This is a genomic window from Microcoleus sp. T3_D1 (genome assembly GCF_036700405.1).
GTDB lineage: Bacteria > Cyanobacteriota > Cyanobacteriia > Cyanobacteriales > Microcoleaceae > Microcoleus.
Map to the genome: position 1 here is coordinate 88,167 of NZ_JAUBOV010000019.1, position 18,459 is coordinate 106,625.

Sequence of the window (18,459 nt, forward strand, 5' to 3'; positions counted from 1 at the left end):
AGTTAAATTGGATCTGTAAAATGCCGGGATTTCTTGACTTTAAGGCTGTCGTCGATCAGGAAAAACTGCGCCCTGTGCGATTTACGGATACGGGACGCGGTAGATTGGGCAAACTTCTGAAAGCAGCTAGAGAGATTCGCGGCTGGTCAATTATTGAAACAGAAATGGTCACAAAAGAATACGAGGCCGCTCTGTTTCGGACAGCAGGAGATCCTGTACCCAAAGATGTCGGTATTAGTAATGCTACTGTTAGTCGCTACGAACGGGGGAAGTTAGAAAGTTTGGATTGGCGATCGCTCTCTCTGTTATGCTTTGTCCTCAAGCCGATCGATCCGGTGACTGGGGAAGCCCTGGAACCGACAAATGCGCTTTACATCGCGTGCGAACATCCCCCATACAACGATGCGAAGCTTTACGAGTAGTTGATTGCTGACATCTGGCAGTATTGTTAATCAGCTTTTCAGGGCGGGCTAGAAGCCCAACCCCTACTCCCCACAAGCAAAATATTGAGTTGTTGTGGAACAGGCATCTTGCCTGTTCTTAACAATAGTGCGGGCTAGAAGCCCAACCCCTACTCCCCACAAGCAAAATATTGAGTTGTTGTGGAACAGGCATCTTGCCTGTTCTTAACAATAGTGCGGGCTAGAAGCCCAACCCCTACTCCCCACAAGAGGAATATGGAGTTGTTGTGGAACAGGCATCTTGCCTGTTCTTAACAATAGTGATCGGGAATGAGTTATTACCGATCGCCCTTTTGTTTAGCTATTAAAGCTTTAGCTTGCTGCCACAGAGATTCTAACTCTTCTGCGGCATAATCCGACAAAGGTCGATCGCACGCAGCCTCTACCTTCGCAAACCGCTGCACGAAGCGATCGTTTGTTCCTTGCAAAGCAGCCGACGGATCTAAATCGTACCAGCGAGCTAATTGAATCAACACAAACATAATATCTCCCAATTCTGACTGCTGCGCTGCCTTATCCTCGTGTTTGAGAGCGTGTTCAAATTCTGCCATTTCTTCGTGAAATTTATCCCAAACGCCGTCTACACTGTCCCAATCAAAACTCACTTCCGCAGCTTTTTGAGAGATTTTCATCCCGGCGGCGATCGGCGGCAAAGTGCTGGCATAACGGCTCATTTTCGAGGCTAAAGTTGCGGGCTTTTCCGAAGTTGTGCCTTTTTCTGCTGCTTTGATTTTTTCCCAGTTTTCGTTGACTTCATCGACGCTGTTGAGTTCGACATCGCCAAAGACGTGGGGATGTCGCCGAATTAGTTTTTCTGTAATGCCCGCAGCTATTTCGGCAAAGGTAAACTGATTGAATTCGCTGGCAATTTGAGCTTGCAGAATTACCTGTAACAGTAAGTCGCCCAATTCTTCGACGATCGCATCTTTATCTCCTTTGCGAATCGCGTCGGCGGTTTCATAAGCTTCTTCGATTATGTGAGGAATGAGAGTTTCGGGAGTTTGAGCTAAATCCCAAGGACATCCGCCGTCGGGCGATCGCAATGAGGCCACAACTTCTATAAGTTCTTTGAGTGCTGTGAGCGATCGACTTTCAGAATTAGACATAATAATTTACCTTTTATATCAACCGCCAAGACAGTTATAACGTTGTTAATGGCTCCAACCATTGATTTTATTACATCTTCCTTCTTCCTTCTTCCGACTTCCATCGGACTGACATCCGTTACATCCGTTACATCCGTCGAGCGAATCCGTTGCCGAACTTCCTTCTTACTTCTTCCTTCTTCCTTCTGCTATGGATTTGCTAGATTTGCGAGTGGGAGCTTTGATTTTGCGCCTCTTAATTGTGCCAGGAGGTCGCAACCCGATCAATCCTTTCTTTTTGAATCTTTTGTAAGCCGAGCCGCCCCAATCGCTCAGATAGTGGCTCATAGCGCCCAATTCTAGACCGATGTAAACGGCTAAAATTTCGATGTGGTGTTCCCAGATCGATCGCCCGTAACTCAAAACCACATCCTGCCAATTCCAGCCGAAGTTTCCGACTTTTTCGGCAATTGCCAATCCCACGATTCCGAGAACCGCGATCCAGATAGCGAGGTACAAGATTCGCAAAGCAGTGCCGATTAGAGGGCCGTGGGACAAAAAAGAGCGGTGGCGCAGGCTTTTTTGGTACGGGAGCCAAATCGGTTTGAACCATCCCCAGCGCTGATACTGGCAAGAGTAGATATCCAAGTCGGGGCCAAACATCAGCCCGCCGAATAAGAAGCTGCCGGAAACGAGCAAAGTCAGTTTGCTGCTGCTCGTCTGGCCAAAGGTGAGGGCTGCCACCAAGGGCAAACTCCACATGGTTATTTGATCGTGGGTGCGGCCAGAGGGCATTTAAAGTTTAGGATTTTTTTTACTTGATCTTTCTGAGTTACTGTGATATGATAAATCCCGGTGAGTGCAATTGGGTGATTAGCTCAGTGGTAGAGCGCCTGCTTTACACGCAGGATGCCGTAGGTTCAAATCCTACATTACCCATCCGATAACTCAATATCAACAGTTTCAGCCGTTTTTAGCCGTCAAGCCGAGAACGGCTTTAACTTTTGCTGTTGACGGTTGACTTTTGAATTTGGTGACGACTAAATTTAACATTCTGTGGCGGATGTCTCAAAAGTTGGCACCCAATGCTAGAAAATTAATTTATCGAAAATTTGGGTCTAAAACCCCGTGCTTTAACGAAGTGGAGGACAGTTTTACACATACTCAGTAAGCGTGTAAAATAATTTCATGCTAAACATGACGTGGGAATTCAAACTAGAACCAACTCCAGAACAGGTCGATACTATCGAGCGGATATTCGCTGTGTGTCGTTCTGTATGGAACTTTGCTTTGCGGGAGCGCAAAGACTGGTTGAATTCCCGGAAGTCGCCTGTAAATGCTTGTTCCATCGAACAGGAGTACATACTCAGGGCTGACGAGCCATACCCTAGTTACCACACTCAGGCTAAACGATTGACTCTTGCCAAAGAGCAATTTCCCCTCCTCACGAGCGTACATTCGCAAGTATTGCAACAAGTCTTAAGAACGCTGGACAGGGCATTTGAGGACATGAGAGCGAAGAAACTAGGCTTCCCTCGCTTCAAGAACAAATACCGAATGCGATCGTTTGTGTTTCCTCAATTGGGCAAAAATCCCATCAATGGAAGTTTGCTGAAATTGCCTCAACTAGGGTGGATTCGTTTGCGCTTGTCACGCCAAATCCCAGGGGGATTTGAAATTAAACAAGCCAGGGTTGTACGACGGGCATCGGGATATTTTGTCATGTTGTCATTACAGTTAAATGTATCAGTGCCAGATACACCCATATCCGGTCATCCGCGAGGTTTGGATTTAGGGTTTGATAAATTTGTAGCTACTAGCGATAACGAGCAAATTGCTAGACCTCGCTTCCTGCAAACTCTACAACGCGAGTTGAAATTACTGCAACGTAGATTAAAGCATAAGAAGAAAGGGTCGAATAACAGACATAAGCTCAATCAAAAAATAGCCAGAATTCATCAACAGATTACTGACACCAGGAAAGACTGGCACTTTAAGTTAGCCCACCGTATGAGTGACGGCGTAGGGATGATATTTGTTGAAGACATCGACTTTCGCTCTTGGGCCAGAGGAATGTTGAGTAAACATAGTGCCGATGCTGGATTCGGTCAATTCATCAACATACTACAATGGGTGTGCTTTAAACGAGGTGTTTTCTTTGCCAAGGTAGACAAGGACTACACATCACAACAATGTCCTGAGTGTGGGACGCATACGGGCAAAAAGCACCTAGACGAAAGAATTCATTCTTGTCCAGTGTGTTTCTTTACTGCATCGCGTGATGTGGCAGCGGCACAGGTGGTTAGAAATCGTGGGTTGGAACTAATTTCTGGGCTAGGGCATAGCCTGGAAGTAAAACAAACTGTCTGTGGACTGGATGCGGCGGGGACTGGTGGTAAAGTCAGTCTAGCTGGCACGGGACGAAGCAGAAAACTCAAGAAGTGATTCTTGGGAATCACCCTCCCTTTAGGGCGGTGAGGATGTCAATGATTTTCTTTTTTAGAACCCTGTATATGAAGCCTAAAATAACTAGCCCGATCGCGTGGCAGCAAGCTGAACTACTGATGCAGCCAGCGATGATCCGAGTGATCGACAACATCCGCAAACAATTAGAGGGGTCTGTCTGGACGGGTACTTATCAAGAAGTGCAGATTCCAATTCCGGGCTATCAACTAATTTTAGAGAATCAAGGCGAGCAAAGATGTGTCGATATTTGGGAACTTTGCTATCGAGTCTGCTTTGTCAACTACCAGCCCGCCCACACTCAACTGCAAAGCCAAGAAGTTGTAATTGATACTAGCTTGATTGAGGAGGACACGGGCGATGTAGATTGGAATCGTCTTGATGCCAAAGCCAGTCAATTAATACAAGAAATATTCGCCAATTTGAGCAAATAGTCATTTGTCAGTTGACAAGAAAGCAGTAGTTAACAGTCAACAGTCATCAGTCAACAGTCAACAGTCAACACTCAACAGTCAACAAAATTTTATGCTGATTCAAGAATTGCACGACATTCAAGCAGCGACAGGTGCTACATTTGCAGAGTTAACAACCAAAGAAATTGTGCCAGTCAGTTTTGGTAACGACGCAGAAGCGATCGCAGCAACGAAACAAGGTGCGGCCTTGTACGATCGCACTCACTGGGGACGCATTCAAATCTCAGACAGCGATCGCCTGCGGTTCTTGCACAATCAAAGTACCAATAACTTTAATATACTCAAACCCGGTCAAGGTTGCGACACCGTTTTCGTCACATCCACCGCCCGGACGATCGACCTCGCCACCGCTTATGCTACAGAAGATGCCGTACTGCTGCTAGTTTCAGCCAACCGCCGCCGCCAACTACTGGAATTGCTCGATCGCTATATTTTCCCAATGGATCGCGTCGAGTTAACAGATTTAACCGATACAACTGTTGCTTTCAGTGTCCTCGGCCCGGAAAGCACTCAACTATTAGAAAAAATCGGAGTTACCGAACTTCAAAATCAACCTTACGCTACTCACAAATTGATAAAAACCCCCCCTCTTTCCCCCCCTTACCAAGGGGGGGATGAAGGGGGGGTTCGAGTTGCGGTTGGTAGCGGTTTAGCAACTCCCGGCTACACGTTAATTGCGCCAGCCAGCGATGCAGCCAACTTGTGGCAGGAATTAGTCAAAGCTGGGGCCGTACCGATGGGCGATCGAGTTTGGGAACAACTGCGAATCGAACAAGGACGCCCCGCCCCTGATTTTGAACTCACAGACGATTACAACCCCTTAGAAGCCCGTCTTTTACACACGATTACCTATGACAAAGGCTGCTACATCGGTCAAGAAACAATTGCCCGGTTGAACACCTACAAAGGAGTCAAACAGCAACTTTGGGGCGTGCAGTTGAGCGGTGCGGTTGAACCCGGAACAGCAGTCACCATCGGAGAAGAAAAAGTCGGCAAACTCACCAGCTTTACGGAAACTGAATCCGGCTTTTTTGGTCTTGCTTACATCCGCACCAAAGCGGGCGGCGAAGGGCTGAAAGTGCAAGTCGGATCGGTGTCAGGGGAAGTAGTAAATGTACCTTTCTTGAGTTCGTAGTTGCGATCGGTCGCGTGGTGGCGCCGCAGCGCCAAAAACTTTTTTGTTGAGGTTGATTTGGGAAGGATGCTAACACCATAAATTGACACTAAGTCCTATCTTTAGATAGATTTGCCAACCAACAACAGCAATTATTGTGTATAACAGTCGTCACAGAAAAAAACAGAGTTTTTCAATGAAAAAGTTTACATCGCGCTTAGTTACAACTTGCCTGCGAGTAGGAATAATCTTGGCTGTAGGAATAGCGCTAATTTTTAGCTCAGAATTGGAATTTTCGGGCAATAAAATGCAAGCGATCGCTACACATTTAACCCCTGAAGCTAAATCTTACGAAGTGGCCAGTCCCGATCGGCCGCCAACAAGCGATACAGAGAAGGATGCCAGTGGTGTACTTGACAATATCCGAGAAAAGCTGAATCTCGATCAACCCATTGCCCCCAGTACCAAAAAATTTATAGAATCGGTAAAAGATAACGTGGGCGAAGCAGTTACGCCGGCACGGGAAGCAGTAGAAAAAGCGGCTGATATAGGTAGCAGCGATCGAGCCAACTAATTCACTCGCATCCAGTTTTCAAATATCAAATTCTTAAAAGAGCTGTATGTACGAAAATGCAATCCCGTTTTCTTTTGATCTCAAACGGGATCGCATGACCAATCACCTAAACAGGCTAGAATCCTAGACCCCTAAGAAATCAGCAGCCAGTACAGCGCAATATTGATTGATGTCATTCTTGCCTATCTCCCCTCTCGCCAAAGCATCTATCTTAAGGCAGATTCTCCTCAGTGAGTAACTCAGGTTCAATGGAGAAGACCGTGTATGCCTACGGATAAATCTTCATGAAGCGCGACGCGACAGGCAAGTTTGTTAGCAATTGGAACTCGGAGACGAAACAACGAGTGAGCGTATCTCTGACTAATACAGCATGGCGATCGCTCGATAAAGAGGCTCACAGGCGAGGAATTTCTCGCTCTGAAGTCATTGAACGCTTTGCCCGCACTCTTGAAGGCGAACAGTTGTTCGCTGCTCAAGAAACTGAGGGCAATGTAGCAACGATTCTGGAAAGCATTACCGATGCGTTTGTCGCCTTCGATCGCGACTGGCGCTACACCTACGTGAATCGGGCGGCGGCTCAAATCCTGCACAAAACACCAGAAGATATACTAGGAAAGCACGTTTGGAATGAGGTTTTTCCTGAGCTGGTTGGTGCAATTCCCTATCGAGAACTCCATCGGGCAATGAAGGAACAGGTTCCTGTTTCCTGGGAAGAATTTGGGGAATCTGTCCAGCGTTGGATAGAGGCAAAGGCCTATCCCTCAACCGCAGGACTAGCAGTTTATTTTCGCGATATTACAGAACGCAAGCAAGCAGAGGCAGAACGAGAACGGTTATTGCACGAGCTTGAAATTGAACGCGCCCGATTTGAAGCCGTTTTACGACAAATGCCTGCAGGTGTAATGATTGCCGATGCAGCATCTGGTAAGTTGGTTCTGGCTAACGAACAAGCCAAGCAGATTGTTGGATATGGCTACGAACAATCGCTTGAGCTTAACGAATATGATCCCGTCGTTTCATACATTCCACTTCGTTCTAACGGTCAGCCCTATGCCCATGAAGATATGCCCTTAGCGCGATCGCTAAAAACAGGTGATGTCGTTACCAACGAGGAGATGGAAATCGATCGAAATGATGGTAGCCGCATTTTCATTAACGCCAACTCAGCACCGATTTTAGATAAGCAGGGGCAGATTGTTGCAGCCGTTGTTATCTTCCAAGACCTGACGAATTACAAACAAGTTGAACAGTCATTGCGAGAGAGCCAAGAACGCCTGCAATTGGCACTGACGGCGGCTCAGATGGTGGTCTGGGATATGGATTTGCCGACCAATCAGGTCGTGTGTTCTGCAAATGCTCTAGAAGTTTGGGGTCTTCACGAAGGCTCAGGAGAAGACTTTTTTGCACTCATTCATCCAGACGATCGACAACGGGTGATCCAAGCGGCCCAACGGGCAACTGCGGTCGAACAGTCCTACGTGCAGGAGTATCGGGTAATTAGTCCCGACGGCGTTGTGCGCTGGATCAACAGTCAGGGGCGAGTTTATCTGGAGGAAACCGGACAGGGAGTTCGCATGGTTGGCGTTTCGGTTGACATCACCCAACGCAAACAGATCGAAGCAGAGCGCGATCGCCTTTTAAAACGAGAACAATCTGCCCGACGGTCAGCAGAAACCGAACGCCAGCGGTTGCATGACATCCTGATGCAATTGCCTGCCATGATTGGCATTGTTAAAGGTGCCGATCTAGTGTATGAATTTGCCAATCCAACCTATCTGCAAGGGACTGGGCGCACTCCAGACATTATCGGGAAATCTATGCGGGACGTTTTCCCGGAAATAGAGGGACAAATTTACTTTGAAGCGTTTGAACAGGTTTACCGGACGGGAGAAACATTTATTCGGGAGGAGTCACCTACTTACTGGGATCGGAACGGCGATGGAGTGTTGGAAGAAGCATTTTTCCACTGCATCTTTGCAGCTTGGCGGGATGCTGAGGGAACCATTCAGGGTGTCTTGATTTATAACATTGAAGTGACAGCCCAGGTGCGGGCAAGGCAACAAATTGAACAACTGCTCAAGAACCTCCAGCAGAAAGAAGAAATTCAACAATTCCTAATCGAATTGAATGACGCGATTCGTGCCATTCAAGACCCACAAGAAATTATGTGGCAGGTGGTTTGTGCCACAGGGCAACATTTCCATGTCACTCGCTGTACCTACGGCGAAATTGATCCAACGCAGGAATATGTCATTGTCGATCGCGATTTCTGCAATGGTGCAATCAGCGTGGTGGGTAGACATCACCTGGATTCGTTTGGCCGTGAACTCATTGCTGAATTAAAGCAGGGCAGAACAATTGTCGTGGATGATGTCGATCGCGATTCTCGGACTGCAGGAGCGGGGGCTGCTGCCTTCGATGCAATTCAAACCAAATCTCTTGTGTGTGTTCCCTTGGTGAAAGAAGGAAAATTTGTCGCATTGTTTGTGTTGCACCATGTGGCTCCGCGACGCTGGACGGAGGAAGAGGTGGTCCTGATGGAGCGAATTGCTGAAAAAACCTGGCTAGCCGTGGAGCGATCGCGCGCAGAAGAGGAATTGCGAGAAAGTGAAGCTCATCTGCAACTGGCGCTGAAGGTCGGACGCATGGGAACGTGGGACTGGGATATGCAGACCGATGCCTTGCTTTGGTCAGAAGGACATTTCATGGTACTCGGTCTGCAACCGAATGAGTGCGAACCGGGCTATGAAGTTTGGGGAAGTCGGGTTCATCCTGATGACTTAGCAGAAACCGAAGGAAAACTTCAGCAAGCCATAGCAGACAAGAAGGAGTATCACCATGAATATCGCCTGCGTTGGTCAGATGGCTCGATTCACTGGGTCGAAGCCAGAGGACAGTTTACTTATGATTCTCAGGGAAATCCCAAGCACTCGATCGGAGTTGTCATTGATATCACAGAACGCAAGCAAGCAGAAGAAGCGTTGCGTCAAGCCCTACAAAAGCTTAACTTCCATGTTGAAAACTCTCCAATGGCAGTCGTTGAATGGAATCGAGACTTTCAAATCATTCGCTGGTCTGCTGGTGCAGAGCGGATTTTGGGCTGGAGGGCCGAAGAAATTCTGGGCAAATCTTTAACAGAGATACCTTTTGTCTTTGAGGAAGACCTCGAATCGGTGACTGAAGTCTGCCAACGGCTGGTCTATGGTGAAGAACCCCATATTTTTTCATACAACCGCAATTACACGAAAGCTCGCAACATTGTGCATTGCGACTGGTATAACTCCAGTCTCAGGGACGAATCGGGACGGATGATTTCGGTGCTATCGCTGGTGCTGGATGTGACGCAGCGCAAGTATGCAGAACAAGAACGAGAACAACTGTTAGAACGCGAGCGCCTCGCACGATCGGAAGCCGAAGCCGCACAGCGCCAACTGGCAACTATTTTTGACACGTCTCCGGTTGGACTTGCCCTGTTAGATGCACAGCAGAGATTTATTGCCATCAACGAAGCATTAGCAGAAATTAATGGATTAACCCGCCAGCAACACTTAGGCTATTCAATTCCAGAACTTTTTGGTCAATCCGATCCCAAATTAGTTGAAGTCTTCCATCAGATTTACGCCACAGGGAATCCCTTCATTTCACCTAACTTTGCAGTGAATGTTCCCGGACGCGGAGATCGCCGTCCCGGTTACTACAACGTTTACTATCTTCCAACTGTTAACTCAAATGGTCAGGTCGAAGGGGTTTTAGTCTATGTGGTAGATGTGACTGAGGGCGTCAGGTTAGAGCTTGCCCAACGCTTTCTCTCTGAGGCAAGTGCGGTGCTGGCATCCTCACTTGATTATCAAACTACTCTAGAGCAAGTCGCGCAGCTTACAGTGCCGGAATTAGCGGACTGGTGTACGATTCACATGAGAGAAGAGGATGGTGCGATCGAGCAGATTGCAGTTGCTCACATCGACCCTGCCAAGCTGGAATGGGCATATCAGATTAGAGAAAAGTATCCGCTGAATCCGGATGACCCTCGCGGTGCTGCATTGACCTTGCGAACTGGGGAATCTGATTTGGTGCCGGAGATTCCCGATGAATTGTTGGTACAGGCAGCGCTTGATTCAGAGCATTTAGAGATGCTGCGGCAGGTTGGATTCAGCTCTGTAATGACGGTGCCACTACGAACTCAGGCACGAATTCTAGGGGTCATTTCCTTTATCTGTGCCGAATCTGGACGACGGTATACCTCAGCAGATTTGCAACTGGCAGAGGAATTGGCCCGTCGTGCTTCCTTGGCGATCGACAATGCTCAATTATACCGATTGGCTCAACGCGATCGCGCAAAAGCAGAAGCCGCTAACCGGATTAAAGACGAATTTTTAGCCGTATTGTCCCACGAATTGCGATCGCCCCTGAATCCGATTCTGGGCTGGACAAAATTGCTACGAACTGGGCGACTAGATGCCACAAAAACCCAGCAAGCCCTAGAAACGATCGAACGCAACGCCAAGCTGCAAGCGCAATTAATTGAGGACTTGTTGGATGTCTCGCGCATTCTGCAAGGAAAAATGACGTTAAACGTCGCGAGTGTGAATCTAGCAGCAACGATTGAAGCCGGCATGGAAACGGTACGACTGGCGGCCGAAGCCAAACACATTCAAATCCAGACCACGTTTAATCCTATTTCAGGAACGGTTTCAGGTGATACGAATCGCCTCCAACAGGTAGTCTGGAACCTCCTTTCCAATGCCGTGAAGTTCACCCCAGCCGGAGGACGAATCGAGGTGCAACTAGAGCAAGTTGGCACCTATGCTCAGATTCAAGTCAAAGATACTGGAAAAGGCATCAGTCGAGACTTCTTACCCCATGTGTTTGACTACTTCCGTCAAGAAGATGGGACAACGACTAGACAATTTGGCGGATTGGGATTGGGGCTGGCGATCGTCCGCCATTTTACCGAACTGCATGGAGGAACGGTTCAAGCAGACAGCTTAGGACAGAACTTAGGGGCTACATTTACCATCCGGCTACCGTTAAACATCGTAGAGCCGCAACCCTCGGACGATCGCAGGCACCCAGAAAGTGCGGCAGACTTAGCAGGTATTCAGGTCTTGGTTGTGGACGACGATGCAGATATGCGGGAGTTGGCAGCATTCACCCTGATGCAATCTGGCGCACAAGTTACGACAGCCGCTTCCGGTGCACAGGCGTTGACTCTCCTGAATCAATCTGTCCCCGATCTGCTGTTATGTGACATTGGGATGCCAGAGATGGATGGTTATGCCCTGATTCGGCAAATTAGAAAATGGTCACCTGAACAGGGCGGCACGATTCCTGCGATCGCACTTACTGCCTATGCTGGAGAAATCAATCAGCAGCAAGCCTTAGCTGCGGGATTTCAGATGCATATCTCCAAGCCTGTCGAACCTGATGAATTGGTAAAAGCGATCGCCCGTTTGCTAAGACATTAAGCTAAGAATGCTTAATATCAGTCAAATTCAGTCAAATAAAAGAAGAAAATTTACTAACATAACCTCTGCCATTCGTAAACCCTCATCTCTAATGTTTTTAGCTGCATTGATGTTTCTATCATGGTGAGGCTCGCATTAGGGCATTCCCACTTTCTGATATCCAATGAAAGCCTATTTACAGCAGATTGCAAGCTTATAGACGACAATAGCAGCCTTTAGAAAACCAGTTTGTGAGAGGTTGAGGATTAATTAAATAAGCGTGCGAAGTGCGACTCGGATTTGGTATCAGATGGAAGCAACTTGAGTTAAATGATGACATAATCTTCGCCCCAAACAGGTTGAGTGACCTGTGGTTCCGGCTCTATGGGGTCGCTGTAATGAGTCTCAATGTGTTTGATGAAACTTTCCCGATAAGCTTTCAGATGCGAGTTAAGTGCTTCGATATCCTGCTGTCCTGTTGCGAAACTACTATCTCTTCGGAAGTGACCCGATTCCTTAACAAAAGCCATGTCAACTTGCCACAAAGCTGAATCAGTCGGGCGATATGACAAATCAACTATATCGTAAGCTGCGAAGCCTTGGGACTTCATAAAACTCATTACATCATACATCTGACCGAATAAAGTAACTTCTACAATTACATATTCAGTCTGCTGCAAAATCTCAGTTGCTCCCGCTAAAACATCTACTTCCTTTCCGTCTACATCAACTTTAATTAAATACGGGCCTGACAAGTTTCTTTCCCTGCATATTCCATCCAGGGTAATTGCTGGTATGTTCCTCAAATAAGGGTTGCTGCTGTCACTAACGCGATTTTCAGAAAGTGAAGAATGCACCATACCGGGACTGACGTTGAGGGTGAAAACTCCCGATTCTTTGGTGGCTGCTGCAATAATGTATTCTGCACTTTTGAGATGGCGGCAAATTTTGGCGAGGTAAGGTTCATTTTCGGCGATGGGTTCAATTAGCAAATGTCGCGCATCGGGGAAAGTTTCGTAAAGGCTAAAAGTTCCCAAGGCGGCACCGACATCAATCACTGTTTTTGGTTGAAAACCTAACTTTTTAGCCAGCAGCAAGCTGCCTGACATCGAGTTTCTGAGAATTCCTGTTTGTTGGTTCACAATTTTTATCCTGATTTCAATGTGGATAAAGTTAATATTATGTCTTGCAGCAGAGTTATTGTATGTCCGAATAAAGAAACGAAGCAATCGCCGAGGTTTGCGAGTGCTTCGTTTCGGCTCGCCATGACAGAAATAGGTTTCAACTGAGATATTGCACCATTCTCAATCAGTTTTTTAGGAACAGGCTTTTCGGCCTGTTCCACGAGTTAATTTTCTTGTGGAACAGGCCGAAAAGCCTGTTCTTGAGATTCTTGCTAGATGTGAGTCAATGCAACCTGCTACTATTTCGCGGATTTCTGCGCCTTGTTTTCCGGTTCGACAGATTGCAAAGCTTCGTCGAGAATTGCCCGCGCTTCTTCGGCTTTACTTCTAGCTTCTCGATAGCGGACGTTAGCTTGAGCAAAGTTTTTGAGAACCTTGAAACCATCTTTCAAACGACTAATTTCCTCGGCCGTCACAGCCTCATCTGTAAACAAAATGTCGATCGCCGCCCGGACTTTGAGTGCTTCTTCGCGGGATTCCATCACTTTCAATTTGAGACTTGCCAAATTGCTCAAAATCTGCACGGCTTCAGTAATCGCGTCCTCGCCTTCAGACGCAGCATCTTCGATATCCTTAACTTCAACAAACTGCTTGGGCCCAAATCCCTCCACGAGCTCCGTAGGCAGCTTTCCCTCATCCATGAGCTCCATCAGCCGATCCATCGCTTCTTCGCGGGCTTTGGCTGAATCTTTCCCTTTGACAGTTAAAATAATTTCGGGGCTTTGAGGAAGTGTATAGCGAACCATATTTTGACAGCCTGTGCGCGAAAACAATTGAATGATATTTTATCTTTATTCGATCGCCAGTTGCAGCTATCAATCCGCTCCATTACCAACCGCTTGCCAAAAGTTGACACATATACACTCAAAAGGAACCTTCGACAATGAAAGATAAATTTCTTAACTTTCTCAACTTGATTTTAGTAGCTGATGTATTTTTCGTCTTTGCCAGTTTTGCGTGGTTTGCGATCGCAGTAGCAGGTCGATCGACTGGGGTGAATCTCGGTTTTGATTTGTGGTACAGTCTCTGGCAGCCCGTATTTAATCCCGCCCTGGGAATTCTTATGGGCGGTGCTATTCTCAGCGGTATAATTAACCAAGTTTCTAAACGCCTCAATCCCAAGTAAAATTGATGTTTTGTTGGAGAGGGTGATTGGCGATGCTACGCAAGTTGGCGATCGAACTTGTGGGATGCGTCAATCGATTTTAGATTTTCGATTTTAGATTTTAGAGGCGACCCCACGGATAAATGCGGGGGCTGGAGGATTTTCGATTTTAGATTTTGGATTTATTCCACGGATAAATCACGTGGCGGGTACCACCTTTGAAATTCCTGGTCAGAGATGACGCACTCAATTAGGTCGATGAAGCTTGAAAATACATTAAGTAGTCAAAAACGAGTGAAACGCTCCCCAAAGGAGCGATATCTTATGAAAGCAATCACAAAAGTTATGATAGCGGGAGCATCTCAGTTTTGCATTTACAGTGCGAGCGTCCCCGCTCGCGTATTGTACAATACGCGAGCGGGGACGCTCGCACTACAATAAAAAAAATGCTTTTTACAAAACTGAGATGCTCCCATGATAGCTTTACATTCTGTTACAGAGTAAAGTTTATTTTCGCCTACCTATTTACGTCTAAAATCAGGATTGGACGATCGGCATCTTAAAATATCAACTCATATTCAGAGTAACAAAAGTCGGGCATTAATTATGGGAGAACAAAAATGTATCGGTATCCTCACTAGCGGGGGTGACTGTGCAGGCTTAAACGCAGTTATTCGAGCCGTTGTCTACCGCGCCACGGGAACTTACAATTGGAAAGTGATGGGGATTCGTCAAGCCACCAACGGATTGATGAGTCGTCCCCCTGAAGCAATTCCCTTGGATATTGAGAAAGTAGACTCGTGGCTCACCATTGGCGGTACGATGCTAGGCACGACAAATAAGGGCGACCCTTTTGCTTTCCCGATGCCTGATGGGACTTTACGCGATCGGGCTGAGGACATTATCGAAGGCTATCATCAACTAGGTCTCGATGCCTTAATTGGCATTGGTGGCGACGGCAGTCTCGCCATTCTCAGGAAGATTGCTCAACAAGGTAATTTGAATTTAGTTGCTATTCCTAAAACTATTGATAATGATGTCGGCATTACCGAGCGTTCCATCGGTTTTGATACTGCGGTCAATATTGCCACTGAAGCACTCGATCGCTTGCATTTTACTGCGGCAAGTCACAGTCGCGTCATGATTGTTGAAGTCATGGGGCGCGACGCTGGACATATTGCGATCAGTGCCGGAATTTCTGGGGGAGCTGATATAATTCTGATTCCCGAAATCCCTTACACAATTTCCAAAATCTGCGCCCAAATCCAAGAACGCCAAGACCGGGGAAAAAACTACTGTTTAATTATAGTAGCGGAGGCAGTTCGCACTGAAGAAGGCGAGTTAGTAATGCAAACAAATCGCTTAGGTCAAAGTCGATTAGGCGGAATTGGTCAGTATTTAGCTGATACAATTTCTGAGTGCAGCGGTGCAGAAACTCGCGTCACCGTGTTGGGACATATTCAACGCGGAGGAACTCCTTCATCGCTAGAAAGGTTAATTGCTTCTGCTTTTGGCGTAGCAGCAGTTGATTTAATTGCCGAAGAGAAATACGACTGCATGGTATCTTGGCAAAAGCGGGAAGTTGTGAGCGTTCCTCTGTCCAAGGCGATCGCCAAATACAGACCTGTAGACTTCGATGGTACTCTGGTTAAAACGGCTCGCGGTTTGGGAATTTGTCTGGGAGATTAAACCATTACCCGTCCGATTTGTCAAAGATTTAGTGCGGGACGCACTCAGAACCAAGAAACCGGGTTTTTCAACCGAGAGTGAGGGTTTTAAGCCAGTGTATTGTCGTAAAAAAACCAAGGTGATGACCGTCTGTGCTTCTAGGACTAAGATTAACCTGGAAGCAGTGATGTTTCAACTATTTAGTGTAACTTGCAATCAGTTCCGAGCGAGTATCGACCGAGAGCATCTCAGTTTTGCATTTACAGTGCGAGCGTCCCCGCTCGCGTGTACAATACGCGAGCGGGGACGCTCGCACTACAATAAAAAAAATGCTTTTTACAAAACTGAGATGCTCCCGTATCGACCCAGAGTGCGATCGCACTCGGAACTACAAAATACCGCAACAAGTGGAAAGGGGAGAAATTGACACCATTTACTACAGAAATTAGAGTGCGACATTATGAAATGGATGCTCTCGGTCACGTAAATAATGCTGTTTATCAGCATTATTTAGAACACGCTGCAATCGAACATTTAGAACACTTGGGATTTACTCTCGATCGCTACCGGGAATTGGGCGGCGTCTTTGTAATGCGACGGATAGAGATTGACTATTTGCGATCGGCCGCATCGGGCGATCGATTGGAGATATCCACTTGGATCGAACAAATGCGCGGCCCGCGCGCTGTCCGCCGCTACGAAATTCGCTTAGCTGGAAGTGACGACATATTGTTAAAAGCAGAGGCGCTTTGGGTGTGGGTTGAAGTTACCACCATGCGCCCGCGAGCAATTCCCAAACAAATAATTGATATTTGTGAATCACAATCTCAAGCATTAGCAACCTAGAGAAAAAATCAACTATTATATTTGCAAAATCATGTAAAAATCTCTTGGTTTGTAGTGAGGACTTCAGTCCCCTATTCTGCGTTTGTAGAAGTGCAAAAAGTTGATTGTGGCCAGGGCCGCAAATCCCGATCGCAAAAAGTCGGATCGCCCGCCTGCCAGTTTGGATGCCACAGAGGTACGATGGAATAGAGGGAGGGAGGCCAAGCCCGGTAAGGTTAAGCTTGGCGACAATACCCAGAGGAAGGGAAAAATGACACTTAACTTGCGGCGACCGATTTTGATAGGCGGAATAGGACTTTCAGCAGCGCTGTGGCTGCTGGAAACTCTACAGCATTCGGGTTCAGAAATGGGCGAAACGGCACTCATCGGCTTGGCGGCTGCCGGTGCGGGGTATTGGTGGTGGAAGCAACAATCCCCCAAACTCGAACTCGCACTCCCGCAACCCCTGGCCAACAGGGAAGCAGCCGAAAAAGCGATCGCGGCTTCAGAAACCGCAATTAAATTGCTGGCTTCAGAAGCTCAAAACTCTGCTGATCCTGCTAATCTAACAGCACAGCTCGATCGGCTCAGAGCCGAATTAGACAGACAAGATTTACGGATTACCGTAACTGGCGGCAAAGCTGTCGGCAAAACTGCCTTAATTCAAGTTTTAAATTCTAATTGGGTCTCTCAAGACCCGCAAAAGCTTAGTTTACAAGAAACAGCAGCGCTGTTTGCTAATACAAATGCCGATGCCAAAATCAACGGTGATTTAGTGCTGTTTGTGACAGCGGGCGACATCACAGATTCCGAATTTAAAACATTATCTCAGCTAGCGTCCGCTGGTCAGCGCGTGCTGCTAGTCTGGAACAAACAAGACCAATATTTGCCAGAACAGCAGTCGCAGGTTTTGAACTCTTTGCAGCAGAAAATGCAAGGAATATTGGGTACAGAAGAGATAATTGCGATCGCAGCTTCTCCCAATTCTATTAAAGTGCGTCGGCACCAAGCGGACGGCACAGTTCAAGAACGCATCGAAAATCAAGTCTCTCAACTCGACGGGCTGACGGAAAGATTGACTAAAATCTTAACTGAAGAACGGCAACAGTTGGTCTGGGCGAGTGCAGTGCGCGAGGCTGCAAGTATCAAGTTAGAGGCGAAAACCTTATTAAATGCAGTCAGGCGCGATCGGGCAATTCCCATTATCGAACAATATCAGTACATCGCCGCCGCCGCCGTCTTTACTAACCCGGTTCCCGCTTTAGACTTGCTAGCAACAACCGCCATCAGTACCCAACTTGTAATCGACCTCGGCGCTATCTACCAGCAAAAGTTTTCCTTAGACCAAGCTAAGACAGTAGCGGCAACTTTGGCAAGTCAAATGTTTAAATTGGGATTAGTAGAAATGTCTACCCAAACTATTACTGGACTGCTGAAAAGCAATGCTGTCACCTACGTAGCCGGAGGCGCGGTGCAGGGAATTAGTGCAGCATATTTTACCAGAATAGCAGGACTGAGTTTAATTGAATATTTCTCAACTCAAGAATTGGAAAATGCTAAAGGCATCTTCAATCTTACGGAACTGACGAAAACTTTGCAAGCAGTATTTCTGCAAAATCAGCAAGTTTCCTTCTTGCAAGGTTTCATCAATCAAGTGGCGAGTCGCCTTTCCTCTCAGGTATCTGGGCCCGAAACCGTTAAGTCGGCGGTCAATTAAGTAAAATAAAGGAACAGGCTTTCCAGCCTGTTCCACAAGACAGTTTTTTTGTTGTGGAAGAACAGGCAAGATGCCTGTTCTTCCACAAAATTTTGTTATTGTGGAAGAACAGGCAAGATGCCTGTTCCACAAAATTTTTTTGTTATTGTGGAAGAACAGGCAAGATGCCTGTTCCACAAAATTTTGTTATTGTGGAAGAACAGGCAAGATGCCTGTTCCACAAAATTTTGTTATTGTGGAAGAACAGGCAAGATGCCTGTTCCACAAAATTTTGTTATTGTGGAAGAACAGGCAAGATGCCTGTTCCACAAAATTTTGTTATTGTGGAAGAACAGGCAAGATGCCT

Annotated in this window: 16 protein-coding genes and 1 tRNA gene; 12 read left to right on the plus strand and 5 right to left on the minus strand. The window is 46.9% G+C overall.

Annotation, left to right across the window (positions count from 1 at the left end):
• The first annotated feature begins 20 nt into the window (after positions 1 to 20).
• The gene (locus QT992_RS11330; protein WP_006634106.1) at positions 21 to 422 is read left to right on the plus strand and encodes a helix-turn-helix transcriptional regulator; all 402 of its coding nucleotides are present in this window, start codon (positions 21 to 23) and stop codon (positions 420 to 422) included.
• A gap of 317 nt (positions 423 to 739) precedes the next feature.
• On the opposite strand, the gene mazG is transcribed toward QT992_RS11330, so the two are convergent.
• Together mazG and QT992_RS11340 are read right to left on the minus strand one after the other, a co-directional pair.
• Complete coding sequence (mazG, locus tag QT992_RS11335; RefSeq protein ID WP_333340958.1) at positions 740 to 1,567, minus strand: nucleoside triphosphate pyrophosphohydrolase; 828 nt, start codon at positions 1,565 to 1,567, stop codon at positions 740 to 742.
• Positions 1,568 to 1,732: 165 nt separating this feature from the next.
• Positions 1,733 to 2,341 (minus strand): metal-binding protein, encoded by a 609-nt coding sequence (locus QT992_RS11340; protein WP_333340961.1) that lies wholly within the window; start codon positions 2,339 to 2,341, stop codon positions 1,733 to 1,735.
• A gap of 72 nt (positions 2,342 to 2,413) precedes the next feature.
• Between QT992_RS11340 and QT992_RS11345 the strand changes: the two genes are divergently transcribed.
• The 6 genes from QT992_RS11345 (at position 2,414) to QT992_RS11370 (ending at position 11,635) form a co-directional block, all read left to right on the plus strand.
• Positions 2,414 to 2,485, plus strand: a tRNA-Val gene (locus QT992_RS11345).
• 249 nt (positions 2,486 to 2,734) lie between these two features.
• The gene (locus tag QT992_RS11350) at positions 2,735 to 3,991 is read left to right on the plus strand and encodes a transposase (protein ID WP_333340963.1); all 1,257 of its coding nucleotides are present in this window, start codon (positions 2,735 to 2,737) and stop codon (positions 3,989 to 3,991) included.
• Between the two features lie 68 nt (positions 3,992 to 4,059).
• Positions 4,060 to 4,443 (plus strand): hypothetical protein, encoded by a 384-nt coding sequence (locus tag QT992_RS11355; protein ID WP_333340966.1) that lies wholly within the window; start codon positions 4,060 to 4,062, stop codon positions 4,441 to 4,443.
• A gap of 94 nt (positions 4,444 to 4,537) precedes the next feature.
• Positions 4,538 to 5,617: a CAF17-like 4Fe-4S cluster assembly/insertion protein YgfZ gene (gene ygfZ / locus QT992_RS11360; protein WP_333340981.1), complete on the plus strand. Its 1,080-nt coding sequence runs from the start codon at positions 4,538 to 4,540 to the stop codon at positions 5,615 to 5,617.
• Between the two features lie 175 nt (positions 5,618 to 5,792).
• On the plus strand, positions 5,793 to 6,170 hold the full coding sequence (locus tag QT992_RS11365; protein ID WP_333340969.1) for a hypothetical protein: 378 nt from the start codon (positions 5,793 to 5,795) through the stop codon (positions 6,168 to 6,170).
• Positions 6,171 to 6,454: 284 nt separating this feature from the next.
• Positions 6,455 to 11,635 (plus strand): PAS domain S-box protein, encoded by a 5,181-nt coding sequence (locus tag QT992_RS11370; protein ID WP_333340972.1) that lies wholly within the window; start codon positions 6,455 to 6,457, stop codon positions 11,633 to 11,635.
• A 305-nt stretch (positions 11,636 to 11,940) separates the two neighbouring features.
• Here QT992_RS11370 and QT992_RS11375 read toward each other — a convergent pair whose 3' ends face one another.
• From QT992_RS11375 to QT992_RS11385, 3 genes are all read right to left on the minus strand, one after another.
• Complete coding sequence (locus QT992_RS11375; RefSeq protein ID WP_333340975.1) at positions 11,941 to 12,756, minus strand: FkbM family methyltransferase; 816 nt, start codon at positions 12,754 to 12,756, stop codon at positions 11,941 to 11,943.
• Between the two features lie 5 nt (positions 12,757 to 12,761).
• Positions 12,762 to 12,959 (minus strand): hypothetical protein, encoded by a 198-nt coding sequence (locus QT992_RS11380; RefSeq protein ID WP_333318862.1) that lies wholly within the window; start codon positions 12,957 to 12,959, stop codon positions 12,762 to 12,764.
• A gap of 78 nt (positions 12,960 to 13,037) precedes the next feature.
• On the minus strand, positions 13,038 to 13,544 hold the full coding sequence (locus QT992_RS11385; protein WP_333340978.1) for a hypothetical protein: 507 nt from the start codon (positions 13,542 to 13,544) through the stop codon (positions 13,038 to 13,040).
• A 137-nt stretch (positions 13,545 to 13,681) separates the two neighbouring features.
• Here QT992_RS11385 and QT992_RS11390 point away from each other — a divergent pair, with 137 nt between their 5' ends.
• The 5 genes from QT992_RS11390 to QT992_RS11410 form a co-directional block, all read left to right on the plus strand.
• On the plus strand, positions 13,682 to 13,924 hold the full coding sequence (locus QT992_RS11390; protein WP_190735043.1) for a hypothetical protein: 243 nt from the start codon (positions 13,682 to 13,684) through the stop codon (positions 13,922 to 13,924).
• Between the two features lie 585 nt (positions 13,925 to 14,509).
• Positions 14,510 to 15,592, plus strand: a complete 1,083-nt coding sequence (locus tag QT992_RS11395; RefSeq protein ID WP_333318868.1) for an ATP-dependent 6-phosphofructokinase — start codon at positions 14,510 to 14,512, stop codon at positions 15,590 to 15,592.
• Between the two features lie 402 nt (positions 15,593 to 15,994).
• Positions 15,995 to 16,417, plus strand: a complete 423-nt coding sequence (locus QT992_RS11400) for a thioesterase family protein (RefSeq protein ID WP_333343062.1) — start codon at positions 15,995 to 15,997, stop codon at positions 16,415 to 16,417.
• 106 nt (positions 16,418 to 16,523) lie between these two features.
• Entirely contained in the window at positions 16,524 to 18,113 is a 1,590-nt protein-coding gene (locus QT992_RS11405; RefSeq protein WP_333343061.1) for a slr1306 family protein, read from the plus strand.
• A gap of 164 nt (positions 18,114 to 18,277) precedes the next feature.
• Positions 18,278 to 18,459, plus strand: a 182-nt coding sequence (locus tag QT992_RS11410; protein WP_333377000.1) for a hypothetical protein, incomplete at its 3' end; no start/stop codon positions are given.

Excerpts from the sequence above, each read along its gene's own strand:
- QT992_RS11330 (WP_006634106.1), top strand. The coding sequence starts at position 21 with ATGCCGGGATTTCTTGACTTTAAGGCTGTCGTCGATCAGGAAAAACTG.
- QT992_RS11385 (WP_333340978.1), bottom strand. The coding sequence starts at position 13,544 with ATGGTTCGCTATACACTTCCTCAAAGCCCCGAAATTATTTTAACTGTC.
- QT992_RS11355 (WP_333340966.1), top strand. The coding sequence starts at position 4,060 with ATGAAGCCTAAAATAACTAGCCCGATCGCGTGGCAGCAAGCTGAACTA.
- QT992_RS11365 (WP_333340969.1), top strand. The coding sequence starts at position 5,793 with ATGAAAAAGTTTACATCGCGCTTAGTTACAACTTGCCTGCGAGTAGGA.
- QT992_RS11390 (WP_190735043.1), top strand. The coding sequence starts at position 13,682 with ATGAAAGATAAATTTCTTAACTTTCTCAACTTGATTTTAGTAGCTGAT.
- QT992_RS11395 (WP_333318868.1), top strand. The coding sequence starts at position 14,510 with ATGGGAGAACAAAAATGTATCGGTATCCTCACTAGCGGGGGTGACTGT.
- QT992_RS11370 (WP_333340972.1), top strand. The coding sequence starts at position 6,455 with ATGAAGCGCGACGCGACAGGCAAGTTTGTTAGCAATTGGAACTCGGAG.
- mazG (WP_333340958.1), bottom strand. The coding sequence starts at position 1,567 with ATGTCTAATTCTGAAAGTCGATCGCTCACAGCACTCAAAGAACTTATA.
- QT992_RS11350 (WP_333340963.1), top strand. The coding sequence starts at position 2,735 with ATGCTAAACATGACGTGGGAATTCAAACTAGAACCAACTCCAGAACAG.
- QT992_RS11340 (WP_333340961.1), bottom strand. The coding sequence starts at position 2,341 with ATGCCCTCTGGCCGCACCCACGATCAAATAACCATGTGGAGTTTGCCC.